The 13,877-nt window shown below is 28.8% G+C and carries 8 protein-coding genes; 6 read left to right on the top strand and 2 right to left on the bottom strand.

Annotated elements, in window-relative coordinates:
* Positions 1 to 62: 62 nt before the first annotated feature.
* Positions 63 to 1,601: a response regulator transcription factor gene (locus JOC62_RS15105; RefSeq protein WP_204596117.1), complete on the bottom strand. Its 1,539-nt coding sequence runs from the start codon at positions 1,599 to 1,601 to the stop codon at positions 63 to 65.
* Positions 1,594 to 3,378 carry a sensor histidine kinase gene (locus tag JOC62_RS15100; RefSeq protein WP_204596116.1) on the bottom strand — a complete coding sequence of 595 codons (1,785 nt, stop codon included), beginning with the start codon at positions 3,376 to 3,378 and terminating at the stop codon, positions 1,594 to 1,596. The genes JOC62_RS15105 and JOC62_RS15100 overlap by 8 nt, the downstream gene beginning before the upstream one ends.
* Positions 3,379 to 3,634: 256 nt before the next feature.
* Here JOC62_RS15100 and JOC62_RS15095 point away from each other — a divergent pair, with 256 nt between their 5' ends.
* From JOC62_RS15095 to JOC62_RS15070, 6 genes are read left to right on the top strand one after another with little or no spacing between them, the layout of a single operon-like run.
* Positions 3,635 to 4,942, top strand: a complete 1,308-nt coding sequence (locus tag JOC62_RS15095; protein ID WP_204596115.1) for an ABC transporter substrate-binding protein — start codon at positions 3,635 to 3,637, stop codon at positions 4,940 to 4,942.
* Positions 4,943 to 5,000: 58 nt separating this feature from the next.
* Positions 5,001 to 5,879: a carbohydrate ABC transporter permease gene (locus JOC62_RS15090; protein ID WP_204596114.1), complete on the top strand. Its 879-nt coding sequence runs from the start codon at positions 5,001 to 5,003 to the stop codon at positions 5,877 to 5,879.
* Positions 5,879 to 6,715 carry a carbohydrate ABC transporter permease gene (locus tag JOC62_RS15085; protein ID WP_204596113.1) on the top strand — a complete coding sequence of 279 codons (837 nt, stop codon included), beginning with the start codon at positions 5,879 to 5,881 and terminating at the stop codon, positions 6,713 to 6,715. The genes JOC62_RS15090 and JOC62_RS15085 overlap by 1 nt, the downstream gene beginning before the upstream one ends.
* A gap of 29 nt (positions 6,716 to 6,744) precedes the next feature.
* On the top strand, positions 6,745 to 11,787 hold the full coding sequence (locus JOC62_RS15080) for an Ig-like domain-containing protein (RefSeq protein ID WP_204596112.1): 5,043 nt from the start codon (positions 6,745 to 6,747) through the stop codon (positions 11,785 to 11,787).
* A gap of 24 nt (positions 11,788 to 11,811) precedes the next feature.
* Entirely contained in the window at positions 11,812 to 13,644 is a 1,833-nt protein-coding gene (locus JOC62_RS15075; RefSeq protein WP_204596111.1) for a hypothetical protein, read from the top strand.
* A complete protein-coding gene (locus tag JOC62_RS15070) occupies positions 13,617 to 13,829 on the top strand; it encodes a hypothetical protein (RefSeq protein WP_204596110.1) in 213 nt (70 codons plus the stop codon). The genes JOC62_RS15075 and JOC62_RS15070 overlap by 28 nt, the downstream gene beginning before the upstream one ends.
* Positions 13,830 to 13,877 lie beyond the last annotated feature (48 nt).

Genomic DNA, 13,877 nt, shown 5'->3' with positions numbered 1-13,877 from the left:
GATAATAAAGGAAACTATACAATTTTAAAATGTGTTTTTATGACATAAATATATGTAAATTTCTACTTTTTAGAAAATTTAAGCTTATATTCACTTGGTGGAATACCTACAATTGACTTAAATGTTTTACTAAAATAAAATTGATCAGAATAGCCACAGAGTTCAGAAACTTCTTTAACAGTAAAATCATTATTCTCTAATATAGTACAAGCATTTTTAATCCTAATATTTGTGATATAAACTATTGGTGAGATCCCAACCTGTTTTTTAAAAATACGACTAAAGTAAGTAGGTGAGACGGAAAATTTATTGGCTATGTCATTAACATTAATATCTTCAGAAACATGTTTTTCTATATAATCTTGAGAGGCTTTTACAATATCATCTATATAATTATTTTTATTATGAATTTTAGAATATTCATCAATTAACTCTTTAAATATTATAATTAAATTAGAAGATAATTCATTATAATTCCTAGAAATAGATATACATTCATCTATTTTAAGTTCTATATCTGATAGATTATTTCTAATTAAGTAATCTAAGGTACATTTATTAATCATATTTTTAAAACATTTTTCTATTTCCATCTGAGTAGCATTTTCTTTACTAAGCTGCATAATTAGCTTATTACATTCGTAAATAAATCCATCTTCTTGATTATTTTGCAGGAAAATTTTAAGCCTTTTTTCTATATTATCGGTAAGAAAAAATCTATGATTATGAATATGAATATCTATTTTAGAGCAATCTAAAAGATTGGATTTAGAAAAAATAATATTTTTTCTAAGGATGGTTCTAACTATTTGACTTCTAATTCCTATATTTTCAATATGCTTAATTGCTCTACTTATACCAATTGTCATATTTATACCTTTACTTTCAGAACAATCTATAACAAAGGAAGCAAATTTTTTAAGGGAATTCATATCAGTATTGTTTGTTGCAAAAATACATATAGCTTCATTGCTAGATTTTCCTTTAACCAGAAAAACTTTTTCATCGGCATATATATAGTTTTTTGAAAGCTTAATTAAATCAATATCATCAAAAGCTTGACAAAAAGGTGTAGCATAATCGATTGTAAAACTTGCATAAGGACCAGCATTAAAAATAACAACATAGTAATTTTTATAATTAAAATTTATATTAATGGTAGGATGATTTGTTACAGTAGAGTTAATTAAGTCTTCTATTATATGTTTCTCGTAGTCATTTTGGTTCATGGAAATCTTCTTTTTAAGATTTTGAAAAATAGTATTTATATCATCTACTAAAATAGGTTTTAGTAAATATTCATCAACACCAGTAGTAATAGCTTCTCTAGCATAATCAAAATCTTTATAACCACTTATTATTACGAATTTAGTATCTAAATTTTCTTGTTTTACCTTTTTAATCATATCAATGCCACTAAGTATAGGCATACTTATATCAGTAAAGACGATATCAGGTTTAAATTTAATAATTTTTTCATAACCATCTTGTCCATTAATTGCAGTAGCTATAATATTTATGTTATCACCGCACTTTGATATTTTATTACATATATCTTTTAATATTAATTGTTGATCTTCTGCTACAACTATATTAATCATTTTCATTCATCCCCTTAATGATAATTTCAGATCCAATATCTGTATTAAATATTTTAAGTTCAACATTATTTTTATAAAAAATAGAAAGACGAGAATGTATATTCTTAAGTCCTAATCCACCTATCTTTAAATCTTTATATATATTGTTAGATTCATTTAAGTTATATTCCTTTATAAATTTATTAAAATCATCTAAAGAAGATTTTTTAAAGCCACCTCCGTTATCCTTTATAGATATAAGAAAACCATCTTTTGTGACATTGCAATTTAATTCTATATGCCAGGGAGGTAGAGAATCTTTAAAAGCATGTTTAAAGCAATTTTCAACAAGAGGTTGTATAGTTAATTTTGGAATGATTAAATCATATGCCTCAATAGGAATATTTATTTTATAATTAAAGTTATCTCCATTAGATATTTTCATAAGTTCTAAATAATTAGTTACATGATTTATTTCATCTATTAATTTAACATTGTAATTATTAGAGGTCACATAACGCATCATGAAGGATAATTCCTGACACATCTTAGTTGTAACTTCGCTACCATATATTTCGCTAGCGGCACTTATAGCATTTAATGTGTTATATATAAAATGTGGATTAATTTGTGCTTGAAGTGCTGTGAAGTTTGCATTTACTTCACTAATTTTAGATTCATAAGCTAATGCCATAGAAGATTTAAGTTTTATTACCATCTGATTAAAAGATTCATTTATTACTTGAAATTCATCAAAATTATTGTTTTTAATACATAGCTTAGTATCTTTATCTAAACTAATCTTATTTATATAATCTATTAATTCTTGCAAAGGGCTTGAGAGCTTTTTAGTAATAAAAAATATAATGCTAAGGGTTGTAAAAAGTATTACTGATACAAAAATAATAGTTGAAATAATGAATTGAAATTTTTGATTCTTAATATAAGCGTTATTTGACAGTAAAACAATGTTAAATTTTGTATAATCAGAATATGTAGAAGCATAACTATACTCACTAGTTGAATAATTTGCATTACCGTTTTTTAAGTTATATTCTAAATCTTCTATTAGGTTTTTTTTAATAACTGAAATATCTTTATTAAATGGATATATAACATTAAAATTATTATCAAAAATTATAATCTCTTTATTATTTTTAAATGTTTCTTGATTACATATATTTTCAAGTGATTTATATGAGGCTTGTACCTCAATTATGGTATTTTTAGTAATTGTATTACCACTAAAATTTTTATAAATAGAGATTACAGAAGAAGAACTTGGATTCCATTGATTTTTGTGTGGTGGTAACATAATGGAGGAGTTATTATTTTTAAAACTATATAAATAATCATTTTTTTTAAGTTCTTTTTTAATATAATCATTATCTTTTAAATAATTTCCTGAATAATAAAAATAATCCTTTTTAGCATTAAATAAAAGTACATTTGAAATATTAGGAAAGAATAAAATACTTCTAAGATTATTTTCAATAATTTGTTTCATATGTATTTGTTCAATTTCAGGTATCTTATTGTCAGTACTATTTAATGTTTGCAAGGTTGTCTTAAGCTGGGGATTATGAATTAATGAATTAAGAGCTGTGTCCAATTCGTTGTATAACTGATCAATTTGACTAGATACACTTTCTAATACCATTTTAGAACCTTGATGTTCTGATTTATTTAGATTTGTAATGGTAGAAAAGTAGTAAAACATTGATGCTAAAATTATTATTATGCTTACAACTACAGTAATATTTATAAATAATTTATATCTAAAATTTTGTTTGTGCAAAATACGCCTCCTTTCTGATAACGTTTTCTAAAGGGTTTTAAAGTATTAGTACATATCTAATTAAATTTTATATAATGTGATTTTATGGAATTTTTATACTTCTACATTATTTTAATATGCTTTGTAATATAAATCAATAAGAATGTAAAAAAAATACATACAAGATAAGTAGAAAAATACATTTAATAATCTTAATTAGATTAATATAATGAGAATGTAAACAATTAAATGCGAAAATACAAATGGGGGTATTAAAATGAGAAAAATATTTAAACACGGTATTACAGCACTTACAGCAGGGCTAGTATCATTATCAATGGTATCTTGTAGTGGTGGAAGTGAGACTGCATCAAACGATGTTTCAAAGGGAGGAAAGACCATAACAATTGGGATGAAAGCAACTCAAGTTGAAGTTTCAAACATAGAATATCATAAAGAAAAGTGGGAAGAGAAAACAGGAAATAAATTAGAAATACAAGCTATTGATGATAATCAATTTGAACAATTAATGCTTACAAAAATGGCATCTGGAGGTATGTGGGACTTGTTTATAGGGGATATTGGAACCCAAGCAGATAAGTACAAACATGCTGAAAATTTAGTTGATTTATCAGGAGATGAGTGGGTTAATAATTTAAGTGATATAGGTAAAGAGTTTGTTACAGTAGATAATAAAATTTACTGTTTTCCAAATGGAGGAGTTAATTCTTTTGGAATAGTTTATAACAAAGAGGTATTTAAGAACAATAACATAGAGATTCCAAAAACATTTGATGAATTTGAAGCTGTATGCGAAACGTTAAAAGCTAAAGGAATTGCGCCTTTAATGATATCAATGAAAGATGGATGGACTGTAAATCAAATAATAAATGCAGAATGGCCAAATATATTAGCTAAGAATCCAGATATACTTGATAAATTAAATAAAAATGAAATAAGATGGGATGAGGTTCCAGAGTTTGTAAACTTATTTGAAAGAATGAAAGGATGGGTTGATAAAGGATATTTAAATAAAGATTTATCAACAACTAGCTACGAAATGGCACAAAAGGCAATTGGATCAGGTCAAGCAGCTATGATGTATATGGGTGACTGGGCAGATCCAGAGTATGCAAAAACTGAACCTAAGGCAAAGGATAATATTGGTATGTTTGCTGCTCCAACAAAGGATGGAAAGAGCTATTTAGCTGCAGCTGGTCCTGGTGGAGTGTATATTTCAAATAAGAGTAAAGAAATAGATACTGCTAAGGATTTTGTTAAATATATGGCATCAGAAGACGCTATTAAATATGATTTAGAGAAAAAAGGTTGTACATCAGTTTGGAAGAACATAAGCAATGATAAGTTAAGTGGTACATTATCAGATTCACAAGTTTATTTTGATAAGGGTATGAGTCAAAAACATTATAATCAAACTTACGTAATTATGCCTTCACCTGAAGCTGAAAGTGCATTACTTTCTGTATTATTAGGACAAAAATCACCTGACGAAAGTGCAAAAATTTGGAGCGATGAAATGGTGAAAGTAGGTAAACAATTAGGACTTGAAGGATTCAGTAAATAATAAATTCTTTCGCCAGCTAAGGGTTTTTAGCTGGCGAAATTATAAAGGAGAGTAATAAATGGGCAAATTAGAAAAAAAATATTATCCTTTGTATTTAATGATACCAGCATTAATTATTTTCACTATATTTTATATAGGATCAATAGTAGGTGGATTTATATTTTCTTTTACAAATTGGAATATATATAATTTTAGCAATCCACAGTTTGTAGGGTTAGAAAATTTTAAGGACTTATTTACATCAACAAGCTTTATGCCAGCACTTTGGAATGTGGTTATTTTTGCAATTATAACTACAATAGTTAAAGTTTCACTTGGACTTTTAATAGCGATACTTCTAAATAATAAGTTTAAAGGAAGAAATTTTTTCAGAGCAGTTTCATTTTTACCTTGTACAATAGGTACATTAGTAATCGGATATGTATTTAGCTTTATATTACAACCCGATACAGGGGTATTAAACATAATTCTGCGAGGAATAGGACTAGAGTCTCTTGCTATGAATTGGCTTGGAGATCCAAATATAGCTTTATTTTCTGTTGCAGGAGTAGAATCATGGATATGGGTAGGATTTAATGTTGCTATTATTTTAGCTGGATTGCAATCAATACCTTCTGAACTTTATGAAGCAGCTCGTATTGATGGAGCTACAAGATTTCAGAGGTTTAAGGAAATTACATTCCCACTTTTAAGACCAACAATAAATACTACAATAACACTATGTGTTATAGGAGGATTTAATGTATTTGATATTATAATGTCTATGACAAATGGGGGGCCAAATGGAGCAACACAAGTTATTAGTAAATTATCTTATGATGCAATGAGAACAGGAACTATGGGATATGCATCAGCAATAAATGTTGTGCAATTACTTCTTATATTACTTGTTATTACACCTTTACTTAAAACTCTTAGACGAAGGGAGTATCAATAATGGCAATTTCAAAAAAGAATAGAAAAATTGGAAATAAAGTAGTGATATATGCACTATGTTGTGCTATGGCAGTTGTAGTAATAATGCCATTATACTTAGTTTTACTAAATTCATTTAAAACAGTTCCAGAGTCAGCAGTTGTAGGGCTAAGTTTACCTGAGAAGTTCATGTTTGAAAATTACCCATATGTAATTAAAGAAGGAAAACTTATAAGAGCATTTATAAATAGTATATTTATAACAGGAAGCACTGTATTAATAACAGTTTTAATAGGATCTGCAGCAGCATTTGTTATATCGAGAAGAACCGATAAAATAGCAAAATTAACATCAAATTATTTTTTAATAGGATTAATAGCACCAATAGCATTAATTCCAGAAGTAGCAATTGTTAAAGCGCTTGGATTAAGTGGAAGTTATGCAGCTGTAATACTTATTCATGTAGCTGTCAAATTACCTTTAAGTATTATGCTTTACTCAGGATTCATGAAAAGTATACCTAAAACTTTAGATGAAGCTGCTATGCTTGACGGATGTTCACCTATCAAAATGTTCTTTAAAGTAATATTCCCCCTTTTAAAACCAGCTACATTTACAAATATAATAATAATATTCATGGGAGTTTGGAATGATTTTCAAATTTCATTATACTTCATTACAGATGCAGCGAAGAATACTCTTCCTATGAGCATATATAATTTCGTTGGATATATGACATATAAGTGGAATTATGTTTGTGCATTCATTATATTAACTATATTACCTATATTAGTTATATATGTATTTGCTCAAAAGTATATAGTAGATGGAATGATAGCTGGATCAGTTAAAGACTAAAATTTAATAGAATAATTTAGGAGGTAGAAATGAAAATTTTAAAAGGAAATTTTAAAAGAATTATATCTTCTGCAATAGCTGTTGGAATGTTATCTAGTATGGTAGTTGAGGCTAAAGTTTTAACATCAAGTAAAGACAAAGCTCAAATTATTGTAGATTATAACACCAGTATTGGAACTGGAAGTAAGTATTTATTTGGAGGGTCTGGAATACCGAATCCTAATGAACAATTAGCATGGTCCTTAATGAATAACGAAATGGGTGTTAAGTTAATAAAAGTGCCTGTAGATTTAGCAAGACTATATCCAAATGATAATGGTGAAATTGATACAAATGTAAAAGAAGAATATTTACATGTAGCATCTGGACAGTTAACAAGAGCTAAGGGGGCAGGAATGGATGTTATGCTGGAATTCATTAATTTACCATCATGGTTAGATTTAAATAATGATAAAAAAATTGATGATGAAGGCAAATATACATCTATGATTAAAGAATTTTTAAATGAAGCAAATGACTATAAGGACATAATAAAATTTGTAGAAATAGTTCCAGATTCAGCATTAAGTAGCAATGATTTTGTTGATGTTTATTTTAAAACAGCAAAAGCAGTTAGGTCTGTAAGTGCTAACTATAAAATTGGTGGACCTGGATATGTACTTACTAGCAAAAATGATTCTAGACTTGGAAAAATAGAAAATCTTTTAAATGAATATAAGAATGAAAAGGATAAAAGTTTGATCCAATATGTATCTGTTAGAGCATATGATGTAAACGTTAATTCAAGTGAAAAAGATTATTTTGGTGAATTTAAAGAAGGAAGGAAAAGTATTAGAAGATGGTCTGAAAATGCAGATTTACCTATTTATATGACAGGTTGGACAACTGTTTCCAAAAACTCAAATACCCCAGATGAGAACATAACTGAAAATGTAGGAATAAAGCAACAGGCATCAGCTTTATTTAAAGGGATGAGAGATGGCTGGAGTGGAATTTTATTTAATAGTACTACATCAAATAAGCAATCTCCTTCAAGTTACACATATAAAGTAAATGAAAATGGCGATGTTATATTGAATCCTTTTGCAAAAGCTTGGAATTTACTTTCAAATAAGCTTAAGTTAGGGAGTGGGGATTTTAAAGTTGTTTCCACAGATATGGGAAGTAACTGGATTGTAGATGATTCAATAGCTATGATAAATAGTTCAGGAGAACCAGTTATATTAGCAACAAACTTTAGTGATGAGAAGAGAAATATTACTTTAGAGCTTAAAAATATTCCATATGAAGATGGAGATGTAGAGCTTGAATGTTATGTTGCAAGTGCAGGGAAAGATGTAAATTCTCCATATGTAAAGGTAGCTGGAAAGGTTGTAAATGGTATATTAAATGCAACTATTCCATCTATTCCATCAAACGGTGCAACAGGTATCATTGTTAAGAATGGAAGACATAAAGAATTGCCTGCACAAACAATATATGAATTTGAAAGTCAAGATAATCATTTTGGAGGAAATACTGAAATTACATGGAAGACAGAAGCTTCATTTAATAGAATTGTAAAAAATTTTAATGGAGTAGATAACTTTGTTACTTTAAGAAAAGTTCAGGCAGATGGAGATGGAACTTATAGAGCATTACTTTATATATTAGGAAAGAATTCAAGGATTAATGTTTCTGTAAATGGTAACGAATCTAAGATTATAGATGGAAGTAATGGAAGTTTAAGTAAACCTGTAGAATTTGATATTAATTTAAATGCAGGAAATAATAATACTATTAAATTTTGGACCGATTCTGGTGAATTAAATGCTGATAAATTAGTACTAGTTCCTAAAGATATAAAGCTATCAATTGGTTTTCAAAATCTTGATAAACTAGGAACAGAGGGAAGTGGGGGTAATATGAGGTATATTCTTCCATTAGAGCGTAAAGACTTTACTGTAGATGGCAGAATATTCCCAGAAAACTCAGGCACATCAAATAAATTAGAATATACATCAAGTAATCCGGATGTTGTAGCTGTAAGTAATTCAGGATTACTAACACCAATTAAGACTGGAGAATCAGTAATTACTGCCAATATTCAAGGAAACAATGATATTTCTAATTCATTTAAATTAGTTGTAAAAAATGCAGTTGCAAGTATAGCAGTTAATCCAAAGAATATAACAATGAAAAAGGATGAAGAGGCAGTTATTGAAGCAACTATAAGTCCAGAAAATGCAGAAACTAAAGATGTAGTCTGGACAACCTCTAATTCAAATGTAGTAAAAATTGAAAAAGAAAATGGAAATAAAATAACTATAAAAGCAATTTCAGAAAGCGGAAATGCAATAATAACTGCGAAATCTGTAGATGGTGGTTATGAGGCTACTTCTTCAATTACTGTTGTTAAACCAATTGATGGTGGAAGTATAAATATTGATTATGGAAACACAATAGCAGAAGGTTCTAAAGATATATTTGGAGTAACTCATTATCCAAGTATTAATAAAAAGGATGATGATATTGGAGATCATTCAAAGGTCTGGGAAATGTTAAGAGATGATATGGGCGTTAAATTTATGAGAGCAGATGCTCGTCTTCAGGAAATATTACCAATTTGGACTAAAACTCCAAATACAGATTGGGCTAGTAACTCAGATATTAAACCAGGCCAACCAAGCTATGTTGAAGCCGATTACTATTATGTTGAAGGACCAGATGGTGTTAAACGTCAATTCTCAGTTGAAGGTTATAAAAAAGATATGGAGTATTATAGAAATAATGGAAACTATTTAAATGGAATGTCAAATCCTGAGAATTGGAATACTGATAGGCTTATGAGTTGGGTTAAAAAAGCTAAGGAAATGGGATTTGATGTTATGGTAATGACATTCCAAATTCCTGAATGGTTAGCATCAGGATATCCACTTCCAGGTGCACCGCATACAGAGAAAGCTTGTAATAGTGCTCCAAAGGATTGGGAAATATTTAGAGATATAGTTAAAAAGGTATATAAAATGCTAAAGCCATATGCTGATTATTATGAATTGTTAAACGAGCCACATTGGTATATTCCACAAGGAGGAAATCAACTTAGACCAGATGGAACCCCATATCCATCAAGTAATAAAGTTAACTTAATTGCAGCAGATACAATGTATCAAGCAATTGATGCTATGTATGAAGCAGAAATAGAGCTTACAGGAGATCCTAATGCAAAACCAACAATGAAATTAGGTGGAGGATCAGATGATAGCTGGGGCGGAGAATATGGAGTTCTTGGAACCTTATTTTCAAAAGAATATGAAAATTGGCATGATAGAGTAGAATTTGTATCTATTCATAAATATGGATCAAGACCTGCAAATCAAGATACATCAAATGAAGGAGCTAATAGTAGAAATCTTAAATATTGGCTTAGAGATAAAACAGGGAAAGAAATGCCTATATTTTTAAATGAATATAATGCAAGTACAGGACAACCTCATGAGTATCACACTGGAGCTAAAAGTATGTCATATCACGGAAGAAATTTAATTGATATGATGATTGATGGTTATTCAGGTGGAGGATATTATACATGCTATCCAAGTGATGTTCCTATGGACGACTATGAAGCAAGTAAAGGATGGGTTGAAAGAGGAAAGGGAGTTTATGCATGGAATAATGGTTCACCTACTCTTGCAACATTTACTAAAACATGGAATCTACTATCAAAAAAATTAGGACTTGGAGATGGGGATTTTAAAGTCAAATCTACAAAAGTTAAGAATAGTAAAATAAGTGATGGAATAGGAGCTATAAATATAGCAGGGAATCCTATTGCCTTCTTAACAAATTATTCAAATGAAGAGTATGGAAATATAACAGTTAAAATGAATAATTTACCTTTTAAAAGTGGAGCAAATATAAAGGCAAAGGTTTATTCAATGACAACTAGCTCATCAATAAATATTAAACCAGTAGAAGACACCTTAAAAGTAAATAAGGATGGCTCTGTTGAAGTCACAATTGATTCAATTGGAGCAAATGGAATAGCTGGAATAATTTTAGAAGGAGATACAATTAGTACAAAAAATAAAACTTTAGAGTTCGAATCATATATGAATACTTTTACAGGTACTTCTAAAATTTTAGTAGAGGAAGCGGCATCAAATGGTAGATGGTTGTCAGGAATTTCTGATGGAGAAAACAACTCAGTTACACTTTCAATAGATGCTAATAAAAGTGGTAGATATAAAGCAAATATCTATTATGAAGGAAAAGAAAACTTCAAAATGGATTATAAGGTTAATGATGGGGATAAAAATTCTGTAAATTTCGATAAGACATTGGGAATTTCCAAAAAAGAAATTGAGATTGCAGTTAAAGAAGGAATTAATAAGATTAAATTTTATTCAGATGAAAAAAAATCAGGAAGTCTAGATAAATTGGATATTAGTAGTTTTTATGAAGAAGAAAAACCAGTAGTAAATAAGGATGCTCTTAAAGAACTAATAGAAAAAAATAAAGATAAAAATGAAGAAAAGTATACAGAAGAAAGCTTTAAGAAGTTCAAAGATGCCTTATCTAAGGGAGAAAATGTATTAAACAAAGAAAATGCAACCCAAGAAGAGGTAGATAATGCAATAGAAGAATTAGAATTAACAATTAAAGGTTTAATAGAAAAGCCAACTGACGAAAAGCCAGTAGTAAATAAAGATGCTCTTAAAGAATTAATAGAAAAAAATAAAGATAAAGATGAAAAAAAGTATACAGAAGAAAGCTTTAAGAAGTTTAAAGATGCTTTATCTAAGGGAGAAGATGTATTAAATAATGAAAATGCAACTCAAGAAGAGGTGGATAATGCAATAGAAAAATTAGAACTAGCAATTAAAGGTTTAGTTCTTAATAAAGAAGATAGTAGTAACAATAATGATGTAAATAGTGATAATAATTCAAATGAAAGTAATAGTGATTTAGAAGATGATAGTGATAAAAATAATTTACCTTCAACAGGAAGAAATCCAATTTTACTTATAACTATTGGAATTATTGCTTTAGTAGGTGGAGTTATTGTATACAAGAAAAGAGTTATAAGATAAAAGAATTTATATTGGAGGATATTTATGGACAAATTTATATTAAATATAGTACACAGGCCGGAAATGGTTCCTGAGTATTCACAAAAAATAACTGATCAAGGAAAAGAAGAGGATATTACTAGAGAGAGTTTAATTACCGAATCCCTTGATATATTTAAGCTTCAGCAGGAAATTGCTCACGAAAATGGATTTAAGACAACAATTCAAATGACTTATGCAAGTTTATTTAATGAAGAGGCTATAAATCTTGCAAAGGAGCATCATGAAAAGTATGGAGATGAAATATCACTTACATTGCTAGGGCTTCCATGCAAAGAGTTCCGTGATAAATATAAAACTAAAGATTTTTGTATTTGGATGTTTTCAATGGAGGATAAAATCTCAATAGTAAATGATGTATTTAGTAAATTTTATGAAGTATTTGGTTTTTATCCGGAATCAACAGGATCATATTACATGGATGCTGAATTAACTAATTACATTAAAAGTAAATATCCTACTGTAAAGTGTGCTGTTGCAACATGTTGGGAAGAAGGTCCAAAGGCGTATAGAACATGTAATAATTCTTGGTATACACTATTTGATGGAGGTCCATGGAATCCATGGATTCCATCAAAAGCTAATACTCATGCACCAGCAGCTAATGAGTATGAGGATAGCGGAATAGTTGCAATTCCTCACCTTTCAAGAGATTTACTTGCTTGTTTTGATGGAAATGGATCAAATTTTGGGACTCACCCACAAAATGTTTTAAGAGGTATGATTTATAAAGATGGTGAATATCCATATCTGTACAATTTAATAGATCAATATAGATCTCTTAAAAAATATAACAATGGATATTCTTATAATATGATGTTTGTAGGTCCTGGATGGATGAATAAGATGGGACGATGGGAAGCTCCATATGAATTATTAGAAAAAAGTTATCGCGATGGTATGGCATATTATGCAAAACTTAGAGATGAAGGAGAACTTACAGAAATGACAATGACTGAGTTTGCAAAGTGGTATAGGGAGAATAAAACTTATACTGAGCCAGAATGTGCATTATGGAAGGATATTCTTTATGGTTCAGAAAAACAATTATTCTGGTACAGTGATCCATATATGCGTACATGTATAGATATGAATCAAGGTGGAGCATTAATTGATTTAAGACCATATGTTGCAAAATTAGAGCGTCCAGTTGGAATTGGAACAAAACATGTACAAGATGCATCATATCCTTACTTAATACAAGCAATGTACCGTGCAGGTTATTTTACACATTATGCCGGAGAAGGAACAATAAGAAGTTGTAAGTTAACTTATGATGGAGAAGAAGTTGATTTATGTTTATGTCGTACAAAGGCTAAATTTTCACAAAAGGGAAAGAATAGAATTTTAACTCTTAATCCAGTAGAAATTAAATTTAATAAATTAACAATAGAACTTATTTCAGAATTTACATTTGCAGAGGATACTGGAGAAATAGTAGTATCACGTAAGATTACAAAATCAAGTATTGAGGATGCTAAAGTTCAAATAAATGAATATATGACTGCATGCTACGGAACGACGGAATATCCAGAAGATATGCTTGGAATTACATTAAGATGTAGAAATGATGAAGAGGAAAAGGAAATTACTTATGGATATAAATGTCGAGAAGAGGAGATAAATAATTTAAAATTAGTAGAAGCTATTGTTCCACAGGTAGATACTAAGATATCATTAAAGGCTTTAAATTGCGATGTTAAAGGATATATAAAAGAAGGATATGCTTTCTCACCAATGTTTACAATTGGACTAAGTAAAGAAATAAAAAACAATGAGGAGTTGATTACATGTCTCAAGCTGGAAAAGGTAAATTAAATTATAGGTGTCCATCATGTTTTATGAGAGATTTAGATATTGATATGTTTTACGAGAAAGAAAAGGATGAATATTATTGCTTAAGATGTCAATTTGTAGGTAATGAGGAAGAGGTTAAGAAATTAAATGAGATGGCAAGATTTCGTTATAGAAAAATGATGGAAAGAATAGAAGAATTTGAATAGTAAATATTGTTTAATATAAATAAATTATTAATAGCTAAGCATTTTAAT

This window comes from Clostridium sardiniense (genome assembly GCF_016907995.1).
Lineage (GTDB): Bacteria > Bacillota > Clostridia > Clostridiales > Clostridiaceae > Clostridium > Clostridium sardiniense.
This window is presented reverse-complemented; position numbering and strand designations above follow the sequence as displayed.